Raw genomic sequence first — 23,435 nt, 5'->3', positions numbered from 1 at the left:
GTTCGTTTCCGAATCGAGTCGGTTTCACGAACACCGTTTTCACGGCATCCGATACTTGGTCTTTCTACTGTTCTCGTCGGAACAGTTCTGGGCTGCGTCGGTTCTCTGGCGGCGCGTTATCCTTGTACTCCTTTTACAGAGCCTTTGGTTGTTGCACCTCACCATTGCCGGTCTTACCCGACTATGGCCGTCCGGTGTGTCCTCGCGACACTCGCAACATACAGTATGCTACCATCCCTCATGAACGTTTCTCAGCATTCTCTGGACTGTCTGGAGAATAATTAACTCAATTTCGACTCAGAGTACCTTTTAGTGGCTCTCGCCAGTACACCTGTGTATGCGCTCGGACACGGCGGTTCGTCAACTGGAGTACGCGGTTGCATCGAAACTCGAAGACGACGCGTGGGGTCACTGGGAGTCGACCGTCTACGGCGAAGTCTTCGACCACGTCGAGGCAAACGGCACGAGTGCGGACATGGCGGCCGTCGTCGGACACATCAGCGAGTCGGTCCGCGACGGCCACCGACCGGACCCGGCGGACGTGAAAGCACACGCCGACACTCTGATGACGGCGGGTGGAAAGCCGCTCACCGACGGCGGCGAAGAGTAACGAACGCGTTCGCGAAGGCGTCCTGTCGTACAAGTACACAGACGTACGACGCCGACGCGGTGACTCGCCGAACCGACCCCAGGTCGGTGACTACTCTTCTGTCTTCCACTCGCCGACCTCCTCTCCGTAAAACTCGCCTTTCGCTTGTCGCGGTATCGGCCACAACGCCAGCAGCACTGCTCCGAGATACATCGTGCCCACCGAGGCGACTACGACGACCCCGGGAACGCCGGGAATCGCCGCCGTCTCGACCGGGTTTTCCCCCTGAACGAAGACCGTAATTCGGAACACCCACGCGAGGAGCAACACGGTGACGAGCGGGAGGTAGACCCGCTTGAGACGCCGGGATAGCGCCTCGCGCGTCGAGACCTTCAGCGTCGGCCTGCGAAGGTCGTTACCGAGTACTTTGCGCCAATCTCGGTGGGTCGCCTCCGCCGGGTCGAACGCGTTCGCGAAGACGTTCTGCTCCATCAGTCGGACGCGTGACCGTGTCGCGTCGTAGGTCCGGTAGCGGCGGAGGTCGAACATCAGAAACATCACGAGTGCGAGCATACCGAGCAAGAGGAAGTACGGCGGGCTCTGCGCGCTTCCGAACGACAACGCGAGCGTCGCGGCCATGAGCGCGATTGCCCAGTCGGTGGTCAGGTCGAGGCGACCTAACAACGTCGACATCTGGGAGACCTCACCGCGGTAGTAGTGCGGCAGGAGCGAGACGAACTCCTCTTGGTCGCGCCCCACCTGTGCGGCTACTTCCCGTGCTTCGCGTTGTTCGGAGTCGAATGTGTCGTCTGAGTCCATCCTCTCCACTTCGTCATCGTCGGCTATAACGCTCTTCGCGTGATGGGCTCCCAGAACAGAAGATCCGAGTCTCCGACTCCCGAGGTGGTCGACACTGGAAGTGACGAGTACGTGATTCCGCCGTCGACACGTGTCACTCCTCACTTCGTTCGTCGGAACAGTGCAAAGGGTGGGATTTGAACCACAGTCACTCCACTCGCTAACGCTCGTTTCGTTCCCTGATTCAAATCCCGCGTCCGATTCCTGTTGCTCACGCCGTAGTTCGCAACAGGAATGCAAAGGGAGGGATTTGAACCACACCCAGACGTGCTCACTTCGTTGCGCGCGTCTGGTTTCGTTCAAATCCTCTGCCGACACGTCTCACTCCTCACTTCGTTCGTCGGAAAAGTGCAAAGGGAGGGATTTGAACCCACGGACTCCTACGAGAGCGGATCTTGAGTCCGCCGCCGTTTCCAGGCTTGGCTACCTTTGCGCACCTATCGGTTAGACAACCGACTTATAATTACTCTGCGGTTCTGCCGCGGTTGGTCACCCACTCGCACGCACGTTCGTCACACCTGGTGCGGATGGGCGACAGAATCACCGACGAGAGAAACCATTAGGAGCGTCAGACGGTTTGGTCACGTATGGACGAGCACACCCGCGACCCGAGCGTCGCTCCACCGCTCGGTAACCCGACGGGGTGGCACACCGACTACCGGGAGTGGGAACACGCGACGCTCCGCCGGGCGACGGAGCACGGTATCCGTCTGTTCAACGACGGCGCGTACCACGAGAGCCACGACTGCTTCGAAGACGAGTGGTACAACTACGGCCGCGGGAGCGCCGAGAGCGCCTTCCTCCACGGGATGGTACAGGTCGCCGCCGGTGCGTACAAACACTTCGACTTCGAGAACGACGAGGGGATGCGCTCGCTCTTTCGCACCGCTCTCCAGTATCTCCACGGTCTCCCCGACGACTTCTACGGCGTCGACCTCGAAGACATCCGCGAGACGCTCTCGGCCGCAATCGACGACCCCGAACGCCTCCACGGATGGAAGATATCGCTCGACGACCACCAACCGACCGCCTACGATGTCGACTACGAGTACGCCGAGTCACTCGAACACGGCCCCTGACCCGTCTTACCATCGGTACTCGACCAACTGGCAGTCCCGTGGAGATTCTTAAGGCACTTTACCACCGACGCGAAATCGGAGACAATGAGAGTTTACGAACTAGGGGAAGGCACCCCCGAAGTCGCCGTGGTGGGAACTATCCACGGCGACGAACCGTGCGGTGTCCGCGCCATCGAACGACTGGTCGCCGAAGACCCCGACGTCGAACGTCCGGTAAAACTCATCGTCGCCAACGAGGAGGCGCTCGATGCTGGCGTCCGCTACCTCGACGAGGACCTGAACCGCGCGTTCCCGGGTGACCCCGACGCCGACAGCCACGAACGACGCCTCGCGCACGCCCTCCAGCGCGAACTCCACGACTGTACCGTCCTCTCGCTGCACTCGACGCAGTCCTACGGCGACCCCTTCGCACTCGTCGACACCGTCGACGCCGTCTCTCGAGCAATCTGCCCGCATCTCCCCGTCGACGTCGTCGTCGAGACGGAGCGCTTCACCGAGGGTCGACTCATCGAACATCCACACACTATCGAAGTCGAGTGTGGGTTCCAAGGCTCGGAGGAAGCGGCAGAGAACGCCTACTGGCTCACTCGCGCGTTCCTCTCGGCGACCTCTGCACTTCCGGCACTGGCGGCAGACGACCCCGTCGACGCCGGCGACCGTGAGGACGTCGCAGTCTTTCGACTGTTAGAGCCGATTCCGAAGGGACCTGCCGACGAGTACGGGGTGTTCGCCACGAACTTCGTCCGCGTCGAGGAGGGAGAACGGTTCGCCGCAATCGACGGCGAACCGCTGTACGCCGACGAGTCGTTCTACCCGGTTCTCCTCTCTCCGTACGGCTATCGGGACGTGTTCGGATACGCCGCGGATACGGTCGGAACGCTGAACTGACGGCTACTTCTCTTTCGGCTCTAACTCGACTCGCGTGAGCTGTCGGTCGAGATAGCAGTGGTCGTGCGGTGGATCGCCGACGACCTCTTGGATTCGGTATTCGGTGTCGAACTCCGCCCCCTCCGGAACACAGAGTTCGTGACTCGGACACTCGGTGTACGGACACGGTCCTTCGAGCGTCGCCTTACTCCCGGCGTACGCCCCTTTCGAGGCGACGTTGGCGGGCACCGACGTCGGTTCGACTTCGACGGCTTTCACGCCTGTATCGTGGACGGCACAGTCGAGTGTCTGCGTGTTCTCGCGCACGCCGGTGATGCGATAGCGCATCCCCTCGGTGAGGTTCAGACATTGGTTTCGATAGGGACAGCCCTCACAGAGGGTCGACTCGCCCTGATAGACGAACTCCCGACCAGGTTCGGCGAGACGGACCCCGATGAGCGTGACTTTGGACATGAGCGTCCCTATGTCACCGCCCTCAAAAAGGGTCCCGTCTGCGAGAGTCGGACGACGACGCCGTGAGACGCTCGAATCTGTCGCTCGTCAGTCGTGTCCGTCGTCTCGACCCAACAACTCGTCGAGTTTGTCGAAGTACTCTTCGCGCGGTACTTGATACACGTCGCGGTAGTCTACCTCGCCGTCGACGAACCGTTCGGCGGCGGCGATAGCACCGTCGACGGCGGCCGGCCGACTGTCGAACGTTTCGGTGACTGCCTCGATGTCGGGTTCGAGAAAGAGCGTGATGTGCCACGTGTCGGTCGGAATCTGTGACGCACCCGGTCGTTTGCTTCGCGACCCGTTCGAGACGAAGATGGTCGGCATGCACGGCGGGGGGAAGTCCTCGGTGTTGAACACGTCCGGACGGTACGCCACGATGGCCCGTCCTTCGGGTTCGTCGTTCCAGACGACCCAGCCTTCGGGCAACGCGTCGAAGCTCATACTCGAATCTCTGTCCCGAGCCTCTAAGGTCGTTCGCTCGGCGCTCGTCTCGCTGTGACGTCGGCGCATCAACGCCTCTCACTACCGTGTGTGAGTAGACGTGCTACTGTCAATTCGACTATGACTATTACACTCTGACAACAGCACAATTCTTGTCCGATAGTTCAACACACGATGCAATTTGGTTCTAATACAAGCAAAGATAACTGTCTGAGAATTAATTTCTATCTTTATATATTTCATCTATTCGAACACCTAGCTTCCATTTTATAGGAAGTGTTATACGTCACCAAGACACATACCGTACTAGTCTCGGTCACGTCTAACCGGACGACCGCCCCACCGTGTACACCGTCCCGCTGTCGATACGCGCTCTACTCTCTCCTTCGACAGCGTGCTGGTCCATGCACACACACGGGGCGTTCACGCACAGTCCAAAACCGATGGTCCCGGCGACCGCTCTCCCCGTCTCTTGCCGGAAGGGGCGGCACACCCGTGCAGTGGTGTTCGACGTTCTTCTCTCTCGGTGGCTACCACCGGTTGCGCGTGCGTCCGCGGACAGACGAGACACCAGAAAATCGGCGATATAGCGATACCAGTGATTCCAGTGATACAATGACCGGTGAGATAGAAACCCTCGAAGAACTCAGCCAGCAGTACAGAGAGTCGATGCCAGAAGACCTGCGGGAGGCCAAGTCGTTCGACTGGTACCTGCGGGAGGTGCACGAGAACCCACGGATCGCGCGAAACGCCCACCAGCGAGTCGCCGACATGTTCGACTTCTACGGCACCCAGTACAACGACGACCTCGGCATCGTCGAGTACCACATGGCCACCGAAGATTCCCTGCACGACGGGGAGAACGTCTTCTACGGCCGTGAAATCTACGAGGCCATCCACGAGTTCGTGAACAAGATCAAGAGCGGTGCGCGCGGCCTCGGCCCGGAGAAACGCATCAAACTCCTCCTCGGCCCGGTCGGGTCCGGGAAGTCCCACTTCGATTGGCTCGTCCGTCGTTACTTCGAAGACTACACCCTCCGCGACGAGGGTCGAATGTACACGTTCCGGTGGGTGAACCTCGGCGACATCATCCACGACCAAGACCCCGCCGACGACGTGGTCCAGTCGCCGATGGACCAAGACCCACTCGTCCTCCTCCCACAGGAGCAGCGAGACGGCGTCATCGAGAAACTCAACGAAGTGCTCGACGCGCCCTACACCATCCGGAACGACCAGGCACTCGACCCGGCCTCGGAGTTCTACATGGACCGACTGCTGGCGTACTACGACGACGACCTCCAGGAAGTTTTGGAGAACCACGTCGAGATTATTCGGCTCATCGCCAGCGAGAACAAGCGCCAGAGTATCGAGACGTTCGAACCGAAGGACAAGAAGAATCAGGACGAGACCGAACTCACGGGCGACGTCAACTACTCGAAACTCGCCATCTACGGCGAGTCCGACCCGCGAGCGTTCGACTACTCTGGTGCGTTCTGTAACGCGAACCGGGGTATCTTCTCCGGTGAAGAGTTGCTGAAACTCCAGCGAGAGTTCCTGTACGACTTCCTGCACGCGACGCAGGAACAGACAATCAAGCCGAAGAACAACCCCCGAATCGACATCGACCAGGTCATCGTCGGTCGGACGAACATGCCCGAGTACCGCGACAAGAAGGGCGACGAGAAGATGGAGGCGTTCAACGACCGGACGAAACGCATCGACTTCCCGTACATCTTGGAGTACGAACAGGAGTCCCAAATCTACCGGAAGATGCTGCGGAACGCCGACGTGCCGAACATGCACATCGAACCGCACGCCATGGAGATGGCGGGCCTCTTCGGCGTGCTCACCCGAATCGAGGAACCCGACAGCGAACGCATCTCGCTCGTCCAGAAGGCGAAAGCCTACAACGGCGAACTCGACGACGGCGACGACATCGACGTGAAGAAGTTACGAGAAGAAGGTGAGAAGAAGGCCGAAATCGCCGAAGGGATGTACGGCGTCTCCGCGCGCTTCATCGGCGACGAAATCGCCGAGGCCATCATGAACTCCACGCACCGCGGGCGCGACTACCTGAGTCCGCTCACACTGTTCAACCACTTCGAGGAGAACCTCGAAAACCACGGCTCCATCCCCGAGGAGAATCTCGAACGTTACTACCGCTACCTCGAACTCGTGCGCGAGGAGTACAAGGAGCGCGCCATCGAGGACGTCCGGCACGCACTCGCGTACGACCTCGACGAGATTCAGCGACAGGGCGAGAAGTACATGGACCACGTGATGGCGTACATCGACGACGCCACCATCGAGGACGAACTCACCGGCCGCGAGCAAGACCCCGACGAGAAGTTCCTGCGCTCGGTCGAGGAGCGACTCGACATCCCGGAGGACCGCAAAGACGACTTCCGACAGGAAGTGTCGAACTGGGTCTCGCGTCGCGCGCGCGAGGGGACCTCGTTCCACCCGCAGGACAACGACCGTCTGCGCCGCGCACTGGAGCGCAAACTGTGGGAAGACAAGAAACACAACATCAACTTCTCGGCGTTGGTGTCCGCGAACGAACTCGACGACGACGAGCGAAACGCGTGGGTCGACGCGCTGGTCGACCAGGGCTACTCCCGCGAAGGTGCCCGCGAAGTGCTCGAGTTCGCTGGCGCGGAGGTCGCCAAAGCCGAGCTACAAGATTAGATGCCACACGACTACATCACCGAGGCGGACCGCGCGCTGGATACGGCCTACGAGCCACCGATGAGTCTGGCCGAGTACGTCGACCTGGCGTTCGAACGGCCCTCTATCGCCTCACACGCGAGCAAGTACCTACTGGAAGCCATCGAGTCCATGGGGACGCGAACCGTCGTCGAGGAGGGCGAGACGGTCGAACGCTACCGGTTCTTCGACGACCCGCACAACGACGGCGAACACGCCATCCTCGGCAACACCGAGGTGCTCAACGGCTTCGTCGACGACCTCAGAACCATCGCCGCCGACCGCGGCAAAGGCGAGAAGATCATCTGGTTCGACGGGCCAACAGCAACTGGAAAATCCGAGTTGAAACGCTGTCTCATCAACGGACTGCGTGAGTACTCGAAGACCGACGCCGGACGACGCTACACGGTCGAGTGGAACATCGCTAGCTCCTCCGACACGCGAGGGTTGAGCTACACCGACGAGGGAGTCGACCTCGAAGCCGACTGGTACGAGAGTCCGGTTCAGTCGAACCCGCTCTCCGTGTTTCCCCTCGAGGTCCGACGTAAACTCCTCTCGGAACTGAACACCACGTCGGGTGACCACATCCCGCTCTCGTCGGACGCCAGTCTCGACCCGTTCTGCCGCGAGGCGTACACCTTCCTCGAAGACCAGTACCGCCGTGCCGGCAAGAGCGAGTTGTTCTCGAAGATAACCGACCCGAAGCATCTCCGCGTGAAGAACTACATCGTCGACGTCGGCCGCGGTATCGGCGTGCTCCACTCGGAGGACGACGGGTCGCCGAAGGAACGACTCGTCGGCACGTGGATGCCCGGGATGCTCCGCGAACTCGACTCGCGGGGCCGAAAGAACCCCCAGGCGTTCAGCTACGACGGCGTGCTCTCGCAGGGGAACAGTCTCCTCACCATCGTCGAGGACGCCGCCCAGCACGCCGACCTCCTGCAGAAGCTCTTGAACGTTCCCGACGAACGGCGGGTCAAACTGGACAAGAGCATCGGGATGGACATCGACACCCAGCTCCTGATAATCTCGAACCCGGACCTCGACGCAGTGTTGGACCAGCACGCCGACCGGAACGGTCGCGACCCGTTGAAGGCGCTGAAGCGCCGACTCGACCGCCACGAGTTCCGCTATCTGACGAACCTCTCGTTGGAGACGGAGCTCATTCGCCGGGAACTCACGAACGAGACGCCGGTGTGGGAGGCCGACGCCTACGAGGAACTCGCAGAGCGCATCCGTGCCCCGTTGACGATTGCGGTCAGAGACGGCCACGGGACGGTCACGTCGATCGAACTTGCGCCGCACGTACTCGAGGCAGCGGCGCTCTACAGCGTCGTCACGCGCCTCGATGCCGAGGATATCCCGCCGGGAATCGACCTCGTGGACAAGGCTATCCTGTTCGACCGAGGCTACTTGCAGGAAGGCGACACGCGCCGCCAAGCCGACGAGTTCGACTTCGGGCACACGACGGACGGAAAGCACGGCATTCCCGTCACCTACACGCGCGACATCGTCGCCGACCTGTTGCACGACGAGCGCGACAGACACCACCCGACGCTCTCCGTCGAGCAGGTCATCATGCCCGAGGACGTCCTCGACGCGATGGTCGAGGGACTCGTCGTCGCGCCCGTCTTCTCCCGCGGTGAGTCGGCGGAGTACGAGGGACGTATCTCCGTCGTCAGAAGGTACATCGCCACGCAGCAGGAACGAGACGTACTCGACGCGGTGCTCGCCGACAAAGGCGTCGAAGAGGAGACGGTCACGGAGTACGTCGAGCACGTCTACGCGTGGGCCGGCGACGACCAGATAGAGACGGAACACGGTCCCGTCGAACCCGACGCGCTCTTGATGAAGCTGTTCGAGACCGAACATCTCGGCCGGTTCAAGAAGGCCGACTACGTCGGCAACGAACCCTCCGAAGAGGTCGAAGCGTTCCGTCGCGAGAAGGTCATCACCGCGCTGAACCGCTACGCGTGGGAGAACCGTGACGAGGAGTTCTCTGCGCAGAACGTCGACCTCTCGGAGATTCCGGTCATTCGCGCCGTACTAGAGAGCCACGACTGGGACGACGTCGCTCGCCTGTTCGAGGACTTCGACCCGCGGCAGTGGGACTCGCCACCGGCCAACACGGAGACTGCCACAGTGAAACGCAAGACTATCGAGGAGATGACGAAGCACGGATACACCGAGGCGTCGGCCGAACTGACGAGTCGCGCCGTGATGAAGGAGGTGTCGTCCAGATGGGACTGAGAGAAGACCTAGAGCGGTTCCACGAAGTCGGCGAGAACCGCCGCGAGGACCTCAAAGAGTTCATCAGCTACGGTGACCTCGGTGGGTCGGGACCGAACAGCATCAACATCCCCATCAAGATTATCGACCTTCCGGAGTTCGCCTACGACCGCCGCGACATGGGCGGGGTCGGACAGGGACAGGGCGGAACACCCGACGTGGGCCAACCCGTCGGCCCGCCACAACCAGGCGACGGAGAGGACGGGGACCCGGGCGAAGAGGGCGGGGAACACGAGTACTACCAGATGGACCCCGAGGAGTTCGCCCAGGAACTCGACGAGGAGTTGGGTCTCGACCTCCAACCGAAGGGGAAGGAGGTCGTAGAGGAGATAGAGGGCGACTATACGGAACTCACCCGGACGGGGCCGAACAGCACCCTCGACTTCGAGAAACTGTTCCGCGCCGGGTTGAAGCGAAAACTCGCGATGGACTTCGACGACGACTACGTCCGCGAGGCCTGCAAAGTGGAGGGTGTCACCGCCGACGACGTGTTCCGGTGGGCGCGCGAGGAGAACATCCTCGTCTCGCACGCGTGGGTCGCCGACGCCTACGAGAATATCCCCGACGACGAACGTGGCACGTGGGCCAGTTTCGAGGAGATGGCCGAGAACGTCGAGGAGACGACGACGATGCAGCGCATCCGACGCGACGGCCTGCGGAACGTCCCGTTCCGTCGCGAAGACGAGCGCTACCGCCACCCCGAGATTGTCGAGGAGAAACAGAAGAACGTCGTCGTGGTCAACATCCGCGACGTGTCGGGGTCGATGCGAGAGAAGAAGCGCGAACTAGTCGAGCGAACGTTCACGCCGCTCGATTGGTATCTGACGGGTAAGTACGACAACGCCGAGTTCGTCTACATCGCCCACGACGCCGAGGCGTGGCAGGTCGAACGCGAGGAGTTCTTCGGCATCCGCTCCGGCGGCGGCACCAAAATCTCCTCGGCGTACCTCCTCGCCAAGGAGATTCTCGACGAGGAGTATCCGTGGGCCGACTGGAACCGCTACGTCTTCGCCGCAGGGGATAGTGAAAACTCCTCGAACGACACGCGAGAGAACGTTATCCCGCTCATGGAGGAGATACCGGCGAACCTCCACGCCTACGTCGAGACCCAACCCGGCGGTAACGCTATCAACGCGACGCACGCCGAGGAAGTCGAGAGTTCGCTCTCGGACACCGGTAACGTCGTCGTCGCCTACGTCAAGTCGCCGGACGACGTCGTCGACGCAATCTACAAGATTCTCAGCACGGAGAGCAACGATGACTGAACAGCAATCGACCCTTCCCGCAGTCGCCGAGTCGACTCGCCGGCGGAGGGACAGACCATGAGAGACGACCGAATCGACGCTCAGCGTGTCGCAAAACAGTTAGAAGAACCGGTCCGAGAAGCGAGTGCGCTCGCCAAGAAACTCGGCCTCGACCCGTATCCGGTCAACTACTGGATCGTCGACTACGACGAGATGAACCAACTCATCGCCTACGGCGGGTTCCAGACCCGCTATCCGCACTGGCGCTGGGGGATGAGCTACGACCGCCAGCGCAAGACCGACCAGTTCGGCATGGGCAAAGCGTTCGAAATCGTCAACAACGACAACCCGAGCCACGCCTTCTTACAGGAGTCGAACTCGCTGGCCGACCAGAAGGCGGTCATCACGCACGTCGAAGCCCACTCCGACTTCTTCGCCAACAACGAGTGGTTCGGGATGTTCGCCAGAGACGGCGAGATGCTCGACGCCGCGGCGATGCTCGAAGCGCACGGGTCGGCTATCGGCAGCTACATGGACGACCCCGAAATCGACCGGGGTGAGGTCGAGAAGTTCATCGATGCCGTGCTCTGTCTGGAGGACAACATCGACCAGCACCGACCGTACCGCGAGGCCGGACTCCCTCGAGAGAAACAGGGTCCGGAGGACCTGCGGGACCGACTCGACGACATGAACATCTCCGACGAGGTGCGACGACAGGTGTTCTCCGAGGAGTGGTTAGACGACCTCGCCGAGGCCGAGGAGGCCGAGGCGAACCTCGACGAACCACAGAAGGACATCCTCGCGTATCTCCGTCGCCACGGTATGACCTACGACGAGGAGAAGGACAGAGCCGTCGAGATGGAACCGTGGCAGAAGGACGTCCTCGACATGCTTCGCGAAGAGTCGTACTACTTCGCCGCCCAGAAGATGACGAAGGTCATGAACGAGGGGTGGGCGGCCTACTGGGAGTCGCTCATGATGGGCGAAGAACATTTCGCCGGCACGGACGAGTTCATCACCTACGCCGACCACCAGTCGCGCGTCCTCGGGTCGCCCGGACTGAACCCGTACAAACTGGGCAAGGACCTGTGGGAGTACATCGAGAACTCGACGAACCGCCGCGAAGTCGCCGACAAACTCCTGCGCGTCAAAGGTGTCACGTGGCGAAACTTCCACGACGAAGTCGACTTCGAGCGCGTGCAAGAACTGCTCGCCCCGGACCCCACCATCGACGGGATTCGGTCGGACACCGTCGACGACGTCGTCGCACTCGGACCGGACGACCCACGCATCGACTACGAGACGCTCGACCGGGTTCTCTCGGCCCGGGAAGCAGACGAAGAGAGCCCCGTCGACGTCGACGCCTACCCGTGGAAACTGCTCACCTACGAGGGGATGGCCGAACGCCACTACTCGCTCGTCAAACCGCAGAACCGCGGGTTCGTCCGCCGTATCCGCCGGTCGGAACTGGAGCGACTCGCTCGGTACATGTTCGACGACGAACTGTACGACACCGTCGAGGAGGCCCTCGCGGACCTCGACTACTCGGCGGGATGGCGTCGGATGCGCGAGATTCGCGAGAGCCACAACGACGTGACGTTCCTCGACGCCTTCCTCACCGACGAGTTCGTCACCGAGAGCCACTACTTCGCCTACGAGTACACCCGTTCGAGTGGTGACTTCCGCGTCACCAGCACCGACTACGAGGACGTGAAGAAGAAACTGCTGTTGATGTTCACCAACTTCGGGAAACCGACCGTCGCCGTCTACGACGGTAACTACGACAACCGTGGTGAACTCCTCTTGGGCCACCAGTACAACGGCATCATGCTGGACCACGGGCAGGCGAAGGGCGTGGTCGAACGACTCTACGACCTGTGGGGTCGCCCGATCAACCTCATGACCATCGTCAAAGAGTACGACGAACACGACCTCGAAATCGCTCGTCGCCGGGGTCGTGAGCCGGAACCCGTCGAAGCGGGCAAACGCATCCGCTACGACGGTGAGTCGTTCGAGGTCCACGACCTCGACGACGAACTCACCGAGCGTATCGCCGCTGGTGACGTGGATTACGACACGAAGCCGGACGACTGGCTGGCCTGACTCCTCGCGAACTCCTGTTTATATTCTCTTACGACAGATTTTCTATCAATATTGAATATCGTAAATTATGGGATATCTTCTTGTATAAGCCAAGACCACATCTCTGCGGGATGAGTTCAGGGATACACACCGGGTTCGAAGAAGCATCTAGTGAGACACTAGACGAGAGTTTGAAACGAACCGAGATACACGACGTGCTCAGGAACGACCGGCGTCGACTGGTTCTCTCGCGCCTCGGTGAGGTCGAAGGACCGGTCACTGTCCGAGATCTCTCCGAGTACATCGCGAGCGTGGAGTCGGGCGAGCGGCCAGCCCCGCGGAACGTCCGACAGAGCGTCTACGTCTCACTCCATCAGACGCATCTGCCGAAACTCGACGATCTGGGAATCGTCGAGGAGGCAGAGCGGGGTGTCCGACTCTCACACCACGCCGACGAGGTGACCGTCTATCTGGAAGTGGTTCCGAAACACGGCCTCTCGTGGGGTGAGTACTATCTCGGTATCGCGGTTCTCGGTCTGCTCGTACAACTCGCTGGCTCACTCGGCGTCCCCGTCATCGGTGGCGTCCCCCCCGTCGCGCTCGCAACTAGTTTCCTCGTGTTGTTTGCCCTCTCGGCGATGTACCACATCTCGCTGCAACAGACGACACTGCTGGACCGTTTCAGCCAGTCGTAGGTGCGGTAGTCGGTGACTACGCTCGGTCGCGGATGCTTACCGACACGCAGTGACGCCAAACGTCCTCATCGAGAGTCTGTGGTCAGTCTCGAGACCGACTCGACAACTTGCCCTCCGCAGGAACCGATTGCCCCGCAGGCGTTCCGTACCGCTGGCAACGGCCGTATACTCAACCCCCACTCACGTGTACGTCACTGCAGTGACTTCCCTCAGATGAGTTCCCCTGTTCCCCGCCTTGCCGAAAGCGAGGTGTACGACATTCTCAGAAACGACCGTCGACGTGCGGTCATCCAGCACCTCCAATCGACCGACGGTGGTATGACGGTCGGCGACCTCGCCGACGTCATCGCCGAGAACGAGGCGGGCGAGTCTCCACCGCCACGGAACGTCCGACAGAGCGTCTACGTCTCACTCCATCAGACACATCTCCCGAGACTCGACGACGCTGCCATCGTCGCGTTCGACTCGGTCCAAAACGAGGTCGAACTCCTCGACGGGGTCTCCGCTGTCTCCAGATATCTGGAGACGACACCGACGACAGCCTCGTGTGACCGATGGTCGAAACTGGGACAACTCGGGCCTCGCGTCGTCTTCGGTCTCACGCTCCTCGGCGTCTCACTCGTCGTCGTCTCGCTTCTCGGTGTCTCTCCCGTCTCTGTCGTCGCACCCGCGTACTGGGCACTCCTCGTCTTTGCAGCTATCGCGAGCATGACCGTTCCCGAGGTCGTACGCGCAGTACAGACCGAGACACGACGCTGAGAGTGGTTCAGACGGACGCTGTCGACGTCAGTCTCCGCGACGATTGCGTTCAAGGGAACTCCGCGCTACTCCACGGTATGGCGGTCGATACGGCACTCATCTGGTTCCGACGTGACCTCAGACTACACGACAACTCCGTCCTCGTCGACGCGGCGCGCGCAGAGGCACTCCTCCCCGTCTACTGCTTCGACCCTCGGGAGTACGGGACGGCGGACTTCGGCGGTCCGGACTCGTTTCGCTACGAGAAGACTGGCGGCCACCGTGCGCAGTTCCGCCGCGAATCGGTGACCGACCTCCGCGACTCGCTCCGTGCGGCCGGAAGCGACTTGCTCGTCGCACACGGCCGGCCGGAAACTGTCCTGCCGGCGCTCGTCTCGACGACCGATGCCGACGCCGTCTTCTTCCAGACCCTTCCGACGAGTGAAGAACGGACAACCGAGCGCGCTGTCACTGCCCGACTCCGTGAGGAGGGTGTGGCCGTCCACCGACTGTGGACACACACGCTCGTTCATCTCGCCGACCTACCGACCCCGTACACCGACATCGACGACACGTTCACTCCCTTTCGCAAACGCGTAGAATCGTCGTCAACGACGCGCGACCCGCTCGACGTGCCGACGCTCCCGCCACTGCCGTCGGCCACTTCTTCGATTGAACGGGCTACGTTCGAGACGCTACCGTCGCTCTCGACGCTCGGTGTCGAGGACCCACCGGTCGACGAGCGACGCTCTCTCGACTTCGACGGCGGCGAATCCGCGGGCCGTGACCGACTGGCGGCGTACCTCTGGGACCGCGACTGCCTCCGCGTGTACAAAGAGACGCGTAACGGACTCCTCGGAGCGGATTACTCCTCGAAGTTCTCGCCGTGGCTGAACGAAGGCTGTCTGTCGCCACGGTTCGTGAACGTAGAAGTCGACCGCTACGAGGCCGAACGCGTCGCCAACGACTCGACCTACTGGTTACTGTTCGAACTCCTGTGGCGGGATTTCTTCCAGTTTCAGTTCCTGAAGCACGGCAATCGATTCTTCGCCCGTGGCGGAATCCGAAACCGTACGGACATCGAGTGGCGGACTGACGGGGAGGCAGAGACAGCGTTCGGCCGGTGGGCCGCCGGCGAGACGGGTGTCCCGTTCGTCGACGCTATCATGCGTGAGTTGAACCGAACGGGGTTCGTCTCCAACCGTGGACGACAGAACGCGGCGTCGTTTCTCGCGAACAACCTCCGCGTCGACTGGCGGTGGGGAGCCGCGTACTTCGAGACACAGCTCGTCGACTACGACCCGTGCAGTAACTACGGCAACTGGGCGTACATCGCCGGCGTCGGCAACGATTCACGCGACCGATACTTCGACGTCGTGAAACAGGCCAAGCAGTACGACGAGCAGGCGACGTACGTCACCCACTGGCTGCCCGAACTGGCAGCCCTTCCACCCGAGACGGTGCACGAACCGTGGAGACTCTCACCGGACGAACAGACCCAGTACGGCGTCGAACTCGGCGTGGACTATCCTCGACCGGTGGTCGACGTGGAAGCGTCGTACGAAAAACTACGATGAGCGATGGCCGACAGGGACGTCTCCGGTTCTTCAGCGCGTGAGCACGGCTGGTCGCTGTCGAAGTACCAACAGTCCGGCGGTGATGAGGAGGAACGCGACGAGCGAGAGTCGCGGAATAGTCAGCAACCCACGTACCATCGGGTAGAGGATAGCGGCACACCCGCCGCCGACACCACACACGCCGCCGATGTCGGGGTTCACTTGGAGATAACTGTGGTAGGCGGCGACGATGGTTCCGGCCGTCGAGAGCGGGAGTGCAGTTCGCCACACTCGGTCGTCGCCGTCGAGTGTCGCGACGCCGAGGACGACGACGAGCGGGTACATCAGGATTCGTTGATACCAACAGAGTTCACACGGCTGTAAGCCGAGTCCGAGACTGAAAAAGAGGCTGCCAGTGGTCGCGACGAGCGCGACGACGGTTGCCCCAGCGAGGAGGATGCGCGTTCGGTTCATGAGTCGTAGAGTGTCCTGTCTCTGTTCGGGGTGAGTCGTCCTTACTCTTGCCGACTCTGGTCGACGCCTGCTGCGAGAACGACGTTGTCACGGGTGGGTTCGGGGTCCGGAAGCGTGTCCGTGTCGGTGCCGTCGCCGTCAGTCGAGTCGGTACCGTCGCTGCGAGTGTCACCGCCGCCGAGGTACATCTGACTCGTTCGGTAGCTGTGTACTCCCGCAGTGACGACGAACGCCAGTGCGATGAACGCCGCGTAACCGAGTGCAGGGATACTCGCCGGGAGGATTCCCATCCACGCGAAGCCGACGAGGAGGAGGGCGGCCCCGGAGAGCCCGAGATAGAAGTGACTCCACGGGAGGTCGTCTTTCGAGACGACTTCGAGATAGATGTCGAGGTCGGCCGCGCCCGAGGCGAGCGAAATCAGCCCGCGGTCGCGGTCGTACTCGACGATACCACAGTCGTCCATCTTCGGCAGATGGGTCTGATGCAACGAGGTGTAGACGCGTTTACGCTGTTTGTACGTCAGTTCGGCTATCGTGATGTCGTTCTCCCAGGCGGCAATCTGCTCTGCGAGGTCACGGATCCGAACCTGCTCCGGGTCGGTCTTCAGGTAGTGGATAACGTATCGCCGCCGCTGGTTACTCAATGTCGAGAAGATGGTGTCTTTCGACAGCGACTCTGCTAGCTCCGTCTGTGGTCTCTCTATCTGCTTCTTTCCCATCACGTCCCTCCGGTGCCAGCCAGGCACTCTAGCAAGACAAACAGATTGTACGTTAGACTGTAATATAATTGTGGTGCCTGTTCTTCAGGCCGGATTTACGCAGTTACAGCCTTTCTAGACAGGTTCGCCTACTCACCGCAGTCACTCGTTTCGACGGCGGTAATCATCAAATACTGTCAGATGAAACCATCTGTTTGCGCGATTAGACCGATTCGACCCGGTGGGAAAGCTACTGATGGGAAGTGACGTGTCAGAAAACGGGTTTGTCCATCTCTGCAGACGTATCGTTCGTCGGTTGGATATCGCGAACGCTCCGAGAGTAGTTCAGTGGAAAAGCGCTCGGTAGGGGATTCGAACCACGGTCACTCTGCTCGCTTCGCTCGTTTCGTTCTCTGATTCGAACCCCGTCGACACTCTCGTTTCACGGTCGGGGGTGACACGTAAAGCGGCCGCTCCGAGAGTAGTTCAGTGGAAAAGTGCTCGGTAGGGGATTCGAACCCCTGTCCTCGGCTCGAAAGGCCAAGATGATTGGCCGGACTACACCAACCGAGCTTCCACTTGCATATGTCCCGTGGTTTTGTTTAAAGATTCCGTTACGGGACGGCTTCGGTAGGGAGAGTCACACGCCGCTACTGCACTTACTTCCCTTCGAACTCCGGGTCGCGCTTGCTGGCGAACGCCATGATGCCCTCGTTCAGGTCGTCGGTGGTCATCAGGTGGCCGAAGGCTTGCGCCTCGATTTCGAGTCCCGCCTCCTGGTTCTCCCAGCCCTTGCGCATCGCCTGTTTCGTGAACGCCTGTGCGATGGGTGGCCCGCCGGCGAGCGACTGGGCGAGTTCCAGCGCCTTCTCGTGGAGTTCGTCGTTGCCGACGACGTCGTTGAGGAAGCCGTAGCGTTCCATCGTCTCGGCGTCGAATCGCTCGGCCGTGAAGATAATCTCCTTCGCGCGGCCCTCGCCGACGATACGGGCGAGTCGCTGCGTGCCGCCCCATCCGGGGATGAGACCGAGATTGTGTTCCGGCTGACCGAGTTCCGAGCGCTCGCTGGCGATACGGAGGTCCGCACAGGTCGCGAGTTCCATCCCGCCGCCGAGACAGTAGCCGTCGATACCGGCAACGACGGGCTTGTCGCAGGCGGCGAGTTTCCCGAACGTCTCTTGGCCCTTCTTCGAGAGTTCGATACCCTTCAGCGGGTTCGCCCCGCCAGAGGCCATCCCCATCACGTCGGCACCGGCGGAGAACGCACGGTCACCTGCGCCGGTGAGGAGAATCGACCGTACCTCGTCGTCGTCGGCCAGTAGGTCGATAGCCGTCGAGAGTTCGTCTAGCAGTTCGGGACTGATGGAGTTCATCTGGTGCGGGCGGTCGATGACGAGGTGGCCGACAGCGCCCTCGTGTTCGATGCTGATCGTCTCGAACTCGTGCTCCTCGCCCGAGTCGTCGTCGCTTGCTCCGTAGAACCCTTCGCCGTCCTCGGCGAGTTCGCGGAGGTAGTCGACGACGACGTAGCGCTCTTCTCCGGTCTCCTCGTGGAGGTCGTCGAGCGTCTCGACGAGCGTGTCGAGTCCAGCCTCGTCCGTAATCTTCGCCGGGCCGTCCGGGTAGCCCGCACCGAGTTTCATCGCTCGGTCGATGGCCTCCGGGTCGGCGACGTCGTTGGCGACGAGACCGGCGACTTCGTTCGCCATGAGTGCGAGCAGGCGGCGTTCGACGTCCTCGCGGACCTCGTCGGTCGGAATCTGGACACCTTCGCCGTCTTCGTAGTCGTAGAACCCCTTGCCGGACTTCTTGCCGAGGTTCCCTTCTTCGACCTTCTCTTCGAGGAGCGGGCACGGTCGGTAGGCGTCGCCGAGCACCTCGTGGAGATAGTCGAGGACGTGGACGCCGACGTCGATGCCGACCTGGTCTGCGAGTTCGAAACTGCCCATCGGGTGGCCGAGACCGTACTTCGTCGTGCTGTCGACTTCGGCGACCGTCGCCGTCTCCTCGTGGACCATCCACGCCGCCTCGTTCATCAGGGGGACGAGGATACGGTTGACGATGAAGCCCGGACTGTCCTTGCGGACGCGGACGGGTGTCTTGTCCATCGTCTCCGCGAGCGCCTCGATGGCGTCCATCGTCTCGTCCGACGTGTGCTCGCCCGAGATGACTTCGACCAGTTGCATCCGAACGGGCGGGTTGAAGAAGTGCATCCCGCAGAACTGCTCGGCGCGGTCTGTGACTTCGGACAACTCGGTGATAGAGAGACTGGAGGTGTTCGTCGCGAAGATTGTGTGGTCGGGGGCCGCCTCGTCGATAGCCTCGTAGACCTCCTTCTTGATGTCCATCTTCTCGGGGACGGCCTCGACGACTACGTCGGCGTCGGCGACGGACTCACCGATGTCGACGAACGTGCCCACGCGGTCGAGCGCCGTCTCGGCGTCGTCCTCGCTGATGCGGTCTTTCTCGGCGAGTTTGCCGAGACTCCACTCGATCTGGTCGTAGCCCTTCTGGACGAACTCCTCGTTGATGTCCCGAAGGTTCACCGTGTAGCCGGCGAGTGCGGCGACCTCCGCGATGCCGTGGCCCATGTTCCCTGCACCGAGAACCGTGATAGTGTTGATATCATCAACGTCCATGGACGATTGGTGGTTTGCCGGCCGTTTCAACGTTTCCCCTCTCCGAGTCAACAACCCACTCGGAGTTTACTCCGGTCCACCGGTCGCCGTCTCCCAGTCGTTTTTGGGTCGCCACGAGTGGAGACAGCCGTCCGAACGAGAAGCGCGTCTGCGGTTGGCGAATACGTCGCCTTCTCTCCGAACGCTCGAACGTCAGTTGTCAGATTCGTACTCCGCCCAGATGTATCTCGTTGCAACGGACCGATACGGTCTCCACTCCTCTGCAATCTCGCGCATCTCGGCACGAGTTAGCTCGCCGCCGTCGGCGTACAGTTGCTCGATGCCTTTTCGAACGGCGAGGTCACCGAGCGGAAGCACGTCCGGTCGCTCCAGTACGAACAGGAGATACATCCGGGCCGTCCAATCGCCGACTCCCTTTATCTCGGTGAGACGGGCCACGACTTCGTCGTCGTCGAGGGCGGCCATCGCATCTCGGGTGAAGTCGCTCTCTTGGAACGCCCGGGCCGCGTTCTGGATGTAGTCGACTTTCATCCGGGACAGTCCGGCGTCACGAAGGGACTCTTCGTCGGCGGCGAGTACCGTTTCGGGGGTCACTTCTCCGTCCAACACCTCGAACACGCGTTCTTTCACCGCCGCCGCACTGGCCGTCGAGAGCTGCTGGTTGATAATCGAGATACAGAGTCTCTCGAACTCCGACCAATCTGGTTCGACGTACGGGTCGTGCGTTTCGACCAGTCGCTTCATGACCGGGTCTCGACGTAGAACTGGAAGCGCGTCGTCAATCACTGTGTCTTGCCTCTAGTTCGAGACGAGGGCCGCAGACGGGATATGCTCTTGCTTCGGCGTACCTGATGCAGTATTCTGCGTACTATCCTGTCGACTGCGACGGAGATACTCCCCGCTCGAGGAGAGTGAACGAGGAGGAAAAATCGAGGGGACACAACTCTGCATACCGCAGATTCGCTGGTTCGACTACTCTTCGAGGTACTCTTCGCTGTCGAGCGGTGGCTTGTTGTCACCGTCGGAGCGGCGTCGGACGTCGACGCGGTAGTGTTCGAGGATGTCGCGGCCGAGCAGCAGTGGGTAGTCCATATGACTGCGGTCTTCGACGCTGGCGGTGACCGTGTGCTGCGTCCCGCCGATACCGATGACGAGGTCGACGACCGGACGGGCCTTTCCGCCCTTGACACTGCCCGACTTGACGCGAGTCATGCTCTTGATCGGACCGGCGCCGATTTCGGCGGCGAGACTGGTGTCGATGCTCGTCCGAGTCGCACCGGTGTCGGACTTGGCCTTCGCCTGCGTCGACCCACTGGTTCCGGAGACGACGACGTCCTCGATGTAGCCGATGATGGGGACGTCTTGGTGTTCCGGTGGTTCGACGCGCGGCTTGCAGGACGGTTCGGAGTCGTCGAGCGTCGCCGCGAGTTCGGACACGCGGTCCTCGTCGACGGTGCCGCCAGCGCGCTCGATTGCGCTCTTGGCGATGTACGGGGCCGGACTCTTGCCGGTCGCCTTGTAGAGACCTTTGAACCCTGCGGTGGGGTTGACTTCGAGGACGAACCAACCGTCGTTGCCTTCGATGAGGTCGACGCCTGCGTAGTCGAGACCCATGACGTCGGCGGCGTAGAGTGCCGTCTCGGAGGCCTCGTCGTCCATCTCGTCGGTCGCGTTCAACACGTCGCCGCCGAGGGCGACGTTCGTTCGCCAGTCGCCTTCCGGGGCGAAGCGGTACATCGCGCCGATAATCTCGCCGTCGACGATGTAGACCCGGAGGTCGCGGTGACGTTCGCCGTCACGGTCGATGAGTGCCTGTAGGAACGCCTGTCGGTTCCCGACCTTCGGGTTGACGGGTTCGGTGAGGTCGACCTTCCACGTCCCGCCACCGTGCGTCCCGATGGCCGTCTTGTAGACCCCGACGTCGCCGAACTGTGAGCGGCCCTGGTTGAGTCGGTCGTTCGAGAGTGCGAGCAGCGCGTCTGGGACTTTGATGTTCCAGTTCGCGAGCGTCGCCGCCGTCGCGAACTTGTGGATAGACGCCATCACGGCGTCCGGTTCGTTCAGCATCGGCCGGACGCGGTTGAACGTCGTCGCGAGGCCGAGCAGTTCGGCGGGTTCTTCGGTGTTCGAGAGGAGAAGGCGGTTCGCGACGATGTCGATATCTGGCTCGAGGGTGAGTTCGCTGTCTTCGACACTGATGGCCGTGTTCTCCTGGCGCAGCCAGACGGGCGTATGTCCGAGGTCCTCGACGGCGTTGAGGATGGCTTTCGTCTCCTTGCTGTTGTGGAGCGAGAGCACTCCGACTCGGACCTGGTCGGCGTCAGTTGTGTCCATGTACTGTGTTGTATCAGAGTGCGGTTTCAAAGGGTTGCCGGTATCCCAAAACGAAACCAGAGAGACATCTTGACGCGCTCTCAGCGACGTTTTATATACCCACCTCGTGGAGAAGGTGGTATGAGCGACGACGGGGCCTTCACCTATCATGGGGGGAAGGTCGCGCCGGGCGAACGGCAGAATATCCGCTACGGTATCAGCGAAACGTATCTCGGCGACCCGGTCAGGATTCCGGTGAGTATCATCAACGGCGAGAAGCCAGGACCGACGGTGTTCATCTCGGCGGCCGCCCACGGCGACGAACTCAACGGCATCGAAGTCGTCCGCGAGGTCGCCTACGAGTGGGACCTCTCTGACCTCGCGGGGACACTCGTCTGTATGCCCGTGTTGAACGTTCCGGGCTTCCTCTTCCAACAGCGGTATCTCCCAATCTACGACCGCGACCTGAATCGGTCGTTCCCGGGACGACCGGACTCGACCAGTGCTAAACGGATGGCACACCGCATCTTCACCAACTTCATCGAACCGTGCGACTTCGGACTGGACTTCCACACGTCGACGCGCGGCCGGACGAACATGCTCCACGTTCGCGCAGACATGTCCGACGACAAGGTGGCGCGACTCGCCCAAGGGTTCGGAACACACGTCATCATCGACAGCGAAGGGCCGAGCGGCAGTCTCCGCGGTGAGGCGAGTCGGGCCGGCGTTCCGACCATCACCATCGAGATGGGTGAGGCCCACCGATTCCAACGCGTCCTCATCGACGAGGCGCTCGCCGGCGTCGAGAGCGTCTTCGCCGAGTACGAACTCCGCAAGACGACGGCGGTTCGGTGGCCCGGTTGGCGAACCATCATCACGGGTGACCAAGAGAAGACGTGGATTCGTGCCGACGCCGGCGGCATCGTCGACATGCACTTCGAGCGCGGGTCACTCGTCCACGAGGGGGACCCAATCTGTACCATCACCAACCCGTTCAAGGACGACAACACGTTCATCGAAGCGCCGTTCACGGGACTCCTCGTCGGCCTGTTAGAGAACCCCGTCGTCTACCCCGGCAACCCACTGTGTCACCTCGTCGAACTCGACGACGTGACTCGGCGCGTGGTCGAGCAAGAGCAGTCGCCAGAACACGAACACCATACGTAGTCATCTATCGTTATATCCGGCATCCGTTGCCGGATTTCGACGCGCGCACACGTAACTTCTATGACCCCCCGCTCCCGACGCTTACAAGAGCATGAGTCAGTCTTACAATCGAGGCCTCATCGAGGACTTCGGCCGTTGGCGAGAGTTCACGGCTGGTATGTGGGCCTGGATATTCCACAAGTTCACCGGCTGGGTGCTGGTTGGCTACCTGTTCACCCACATCGCCGTCCTCTCGACGGCGTTGACCGGTGAGGCGGCCTACACCACGACGATTCAGGCGCTCGAAAGCCTGCTCGTCGTCCGCATCCTCGAAGTCGGCCTACTCGCAGTCGCAGTCTTCCACATTCTGAACGGACTGCGTCTGTTGCTGGTCGACTTGGGTGTCGGACTAGAAGCACAGGACAAGAGTTTCTACGCGTCGCTCGTCTTGACCGGCGCAATCGTCGTCGCGAGCGTTCCGACGTTCGTCGCGGAGGTGCTCTAA

Annotated in this window: 20 protein-coding genes and 2 tRNA genes; 12 read left to right on the top strand and 10 right to left on the bottom strand. The window is 61.4% G+C overall.

From position 1 onward, the window contains the following. The first annotated feature begins 337 nt into the window (after positions 1-337). Complete coding sequence (locus BM083_RS07610) at positions 338-610, top strand: hypothetical protein (RefSeq protein WP_089867860.1); 273 nt, start codon at positions 338-340, stop codon at positions 608-610. Positions 611-700: 90 nt separating this feature from the next. On the opposite strand, the gene BM083_RS07605 is transcribed toward BM083_RS07610, so the two are convergent. Together BM083_RS07605 and BM083_RS07600 are read right to left on the bottom strand one after the other, a co-directional pair. Continuing rightward, positions 701-1,408: a DUF2270 domain-containing protein gene (locus BM083_RS07605; RefSeq protein ID WP_089867857.1), complete on the bottom strand. Its 708-nt coding sequence runs from the start codon at positions 1,406-1,408 to the stop codon at positions 701-703. Positions 1,409-1,796: 388 nt separating this feature from the next. Then, a tRNA-Leu gene (locus tag BM083_RS07600) sits at positions 1,797-1,880 on the bottom strand. Positions 1,881-2,034: 154 nt separating this feature from the next. On the opposite strand from BM083_RS07600, the gene BM083_RS07595 reads away from it, so the two are divergent. Together BM083_RS07595 and BM083_RS07590 are read left to right on the top strand one after the other, a co-directional pair. Further along, entirely contained in the window at positions 2,035-2,526 is a 492-nt protein-coding gene (locus tag BM083_RS07595) for a DUF309 domain-containing protein (RefSeq protein ID WP_009367438.1), read from the top strand. Between the two features lie 84 nt (positions 2,527-2,610). Continuing rightward, on the top strand, positions 2,611-3,414 hold the full coding sequence (locus BM083_RS07590) for a M14 family metallopeptidase (protein ID WP_089867853.1): 804 nt from the start codon (positions 2,611-2,613) through the stop codon (positions 3,412-3,414). Positions 3,415-3,417: 3 nt separating this feature from the next. Here BM083_RS07590 and BM083_RS07585 read toward each other — a convergent pair whose 3' ends face one another. Both BM083_RS07585 and BM083_RS07580 read right to left on the bottom strand, forming a co-directional pair. Next, positions 3,418-3,867: a UPF0179 family protein gene (locus BM083_RS07585; protein ID WP_089867850.1), complete on the bottom strand. Its 450-nt coding sequence runs from the start codon at positions 3,865-3,867 to the stop codon at positions 3,418-3,420. Positions 3,868-3,954: 87 nt separating this feature from the next. After that, positions 3,955-4,350 (bottom strand): DUF5820 family protein, encoded by a 396-nt coding sequence (locus tag BM083_RS07580; RefSeq protein ID WP_089868441.1) that lies wholly within the window; start codon positions 4,348-4,350, stop codon positions 3,955-3,957. A gap of 615 nt (positions 4,351-4,965) precedes the next feature. Between BM083_RS07580 and BM083_RS07575 the strand changes: the two genes are divergently transcribed. The 7 genes from BM083_RS07575 (at position 4,966) to BM083_RS07545 (ending at position 15,681) form a co-directional block, all read left to right on the top strand. Next, positions 4,966-7,038: a PrkA family serine protein kinase gene (locus BM083_RS07575; RefSeq protein ID WP_089867846.1), complete on the top strand. Its 2,073-nt coding sequence runs from the start codon at positions 4,966-4,968 to the stop codon at positions 7,036-7,038. After that, the gene (locus tag BM083_RS07570) at positions 7,039-9,306 is read left to right on the top strand and encodes a PrkA family serine protein kinase (protein WP_009367444.1); all 2,268 of its coding nucleotides are present in this window, start codon (positions 7,039-7,041) and stop codon (positions 9,304-9,306) included. Then, positions 9,297-10,610, top strand: coding sequence for a YeaH/YhbH family protein (locus tag BM083_RS07565; RefSeq protein WP_089867843.1), 1,314 nt, complete (start codon positions 9,297-9,299; stop codon positions 10,608-10,610). The genes BM083_RS07570 and BM083_RS07565 overlap by 10 nt, the downstream gene beginning before the upstream one ends. A 57-nt stretch (positions 10,611-10,667) precedes the next feature. After that, positions 10,668-12,692 carry a SpoVR family protein gene (locus tag BM083_RS07560; RefSeq protein ID WP_089867838.1) on the top strand — a complete coding sequence of 675 codons (2,025 nt, stop codon included), beginning with the start codon at positions 10,668-10,670 and terminating at the stop codon, positions 12,690-12,692. Positions 12,693-12,802: 110 nt separating this feature from the next. After that, complete coding sequence (locus tag BM083_RS07555) at positions 12,803-13,366, top strand: DUF7344 domain-containing protein (RefSeq protein WP_089867834.1); 564 nt, start codon at positions 12,803-12,805, stop codon at positions 13,364-13,366. Between the two features lie 213 nt (positions 13,367-13,579). Then, on the top strand, positions 13,580-14,125 hold the full coding sequence (locus BM083_RS07550) for a DUF7344 domain-containing protein (protein WP_177197567.1): 546 nt from the start codon (positions 13,580-13,582) through the stop codon (positions 14,123-14,125). A 77-nt stretch (positions 14,126-14,202) separates the two neighbouring features. Next, on the top strand, positions 14,203-15,681 hold the full coding sequence (locus BM083_RS07545; RefSeq protein ID WP_089868438.1) for a DASH family cryptochrome: 1,479 nt from the start codon (positions 14,203-14,205) through the stop codon (positions 15,679-15,681). Between the two features lie 30 nt (positions 15,682-15,711). Here BM083_RS07545 and BM083_RS07540 read toward each other — a convergent pair whose 3' ends face one another. The 6 genes from BM083_RS07540 to BM083_RS07515 all read right to left on the bottom strand — a co-directional run bounded on the left by BM083_RS07540 (position 15,712) and on the right by BM083_RS07515 (position 21,805). After that, a complete protein-coding gene (locus BM083_RS07540) occupies positions 15,712-16,134 on the bottom strand; it encodes a disulfide bond formation protein B (RefSeq protein WP_089867831.1) in 423 nt (140 codons plus the stop codon). Between the two features lie 41 nt (positions 16,135-16,175). Continuing rightward, entirely contained in the window at positions 16,176-16,853 is a 678-nt protein-coding gene (locus BM083_RS07535; RefSeq protein WP_089867828.1) for a DUF7344 domain-containing protein, read from the bottom strand. A 477-nt stretch (positions 16,854-17,330) separates the two neighbouring features. After that, positions 17,331-17,405, bottom strand: a tRNA-Glu gene (locus BM083_RS07530). 86 nt (positions 17,406-17,491) lie between these two features. Further along, positions 17,492-19,471, bottom strand: coding sequence for a 3-hydroxyacyl-CoA dehydrogenase/enoyl-CoA hydratase family protein (locus BM083_RS07525; RefSeq protein ID WP_089867825.1), 1,980 nt, complete (start codon positions 19,469-19,471; stop codon positions 17,492-17,494). A gap of 192 nt (positions 19,472-19,663) precedes the next feature. Beyond that, positions 19,664-20,215: a DNA-3-methyladenine glycosylase family protein gene (locus tag BM083_RS07520; protein ID WP_218148933.1), complete on the bottom strand. Its 552-nt coding sequence runs from the start codon at positions 20,213-20,215 to the stop codon at positions 19,664-19,666. A gap of 228 nt (positions 20,216-20,443) precedes the next feature. After that, positions 20,444-21,805, bottom strand: a complete 1,362-nt coding sequence (locus BM083_RS07515) for a putative ATP-dependent zinc protease (RefSeq protein WP_089867819.1) — start codon at positions 21,803-21,805, stop codon at positions 20,444-20,446. A 120-nt stretch (positions 21,806-21,925) separates the two neighbouring features. On the opposite strand from BM083_RS07515, the gene BM083_RS07510 reads away from it, so the two are divergent. Both BM083_RS07510 and sdhC read left to right on the top strand, forming a co-directional pair. Then, positions 21,926-22,951 carry a succinylglutamate desuccinylase/aspartoacylase family protein gene (locus BM083_RS07510; RefSeq protein ID WP_089867815.1) on the top strand — a complete coding sequence of 342 codons (1,026 nt, stop codon included), beginning with the start codon at positions 21,926-21,928 and terminating at the stop codon, positions 22,949-22,951. Positions 22,952-23,042: 91 nt separating this feature from the next. Continuing rightward, positions 23,043-23,435: a succinate dehydrogenase, cytochrome b556 subunit gene (sdhC, locus tag BM083_RS07505; RefSeq protein WP_049893841.1), complete on the top strand. Its 393-nt coding sequence runs from the start codon at positions 23,043-23,045 to the stop codon at positions 23,433-23,435.

The sequence above is a fragment of the Halogranum rubrum genome, assembly GCF_900114455.1.
Lineage (GTDB): Archaea > Halobacteriota > Halobacteria > Halobacteriales > Haloferacaceae > Halogranum > Halogranum rubrum.
The sequence above is the reverse complement of the archived record's forward strand: the minus strand, read 5'-3'. Positions and strand labels throughout refer to the sequence as shown.

Bases quoted from the DNA above. Each gene is read 5' to 3' on its own strand.
- BM083_RS07525 (WP_089867825.1), bottom strand. From the start codon at position 19,471: ATGGACGTTGATGATATCAACACTATCACGGTTCTCGGTGCAGGGAAC.
- BM083_RS07535 (WP_089867828.1), bottom strand. From the start codon at position 16,853: ATGGGAAAGAAGCAGATAGAGAGACCACAGACGGAGCTAGCAGAGTCG.
- BM083_RS07555 (WP_089867834.1), top strand. From the start codon at position 12,803: ATGAGTTCAGGGATACACACCGGGTTCGAAGAAGCATCTAGTGAGACA.
- BM083_RS07565 (WP_089867843.1), top strand. From the start codon at position 9,297: ATGGGACTGAGAGAAGACCTAGAGCGGTTCCACGAAGTCGGCGAGAAC.
- sdhC (WP_049893841.1), top strand. From the start codon at position 23,043: ATGAGTCAGTCTTACAATCGAGGCCTCATCGAGGACTTCGGCCGTTGG.
- BM083_RS07515 (WP_089867819.1), bottom strand. From the start codon at position 21,805: ATGGACACAACTGACGCCGACCAGGTCCGAGTCGGAGTGCTCTCGCTC.
- BM083_RS07510 (WP_089867815.1), top strand. From the start codon at position 21,926: ATGAGCGACGACGGGGCCTTCACCTATCATGGGGGGAAGGTCGCGCCG.
- BM083_RS07585 (WP_089867850.1), bottom strand. From the start codon at position 3,867: ATGTCCAAAGTCACGCTCATCGGGGTCCGTCTCGCCGAACCTGGTCGG.
- BM083_RS07570 (WP_009367444.1), top strand. From the start codon at position 7,039: ATGCCACACGACTACATCACCGAGGCGGACCGCGCGCTGGATACGGCC.
- BM083_RS07590 (WP_089867853.1), top strand. From the start codon at position 2,611: ATGAGAGTTTACGAACTAGGGGAAGGCACCCCCGAAGTCGCCGTGGTG.
- BM083_RS07560 (WP_089867838.1), top strand. From the start codon at position 10,668: ATGAGAGACGACCGAATCGACGCTCAGCGTGTCGCAAAACAGTTAGAA.
- BM083_RS07520 (WP_218148933.1), bottom strand. From the start codon at position 20,215: ATGAAGCGACTGGTCGAAACGCACGACCCGTACGTCGAACCAGATTGG.
- BM083_RS07610 (WP_089867860.1), top strand. From the start codon at position 338: ATGCGCTCGGACACGGCGGTTCGTCAACTGGAGTACGCGGTTGCATCG.
- BM083_RS07575 (WP_089867846.1), top strand. From the start codon at position 4,966: ATGACCGGTGAGATAGAAACCCTCGAAGAACTCAGCCAGCAGTACAGA.
- BM083_RS07545 (WP_089868438.1), top strand. From the start codon at position 14,203: ATGGCGGTCGATACGGCACTCATCTGGTTCCGACGTGACCTCAGACTA.
- BM083_RS07540 (WP_089867831.1), bottom strand. From the start codon at position 16,134: ATGAACCGAACGCGCATCCTCCTCGCTGGGGCAACCGTCGTCGCGCTC.
- BM083_RS07550 (WP_177197567.1), top strand. From the start codon at position 13,580: ATGAGTTCCCCTGTTCCCCGCCTTGCCGAAAGCGAGGTGTACGACATT.
- BM083_RS07595 (WP_009367438.1), top strand. From the start codon at position 2,035: ATGGACGAGCACACCCGCGACCCGAGCGTCGCTCCACCGCTCGGTAAC.
- BM083_RS07605 (WP_089867857.1), bottom strand. From the start codon at position 1,408: ATGGACTCAGACGACACATTCGACTCCGAACAACGCGAAGCACGGGAA.
- BM083_RS07580 (WP_089868441.1), bottom strand. From the start codon at position 4,350: ATGAGCTTCGACGCGTTGCCCGAAGGCTGGGTCGTCTGGAACGACGAA.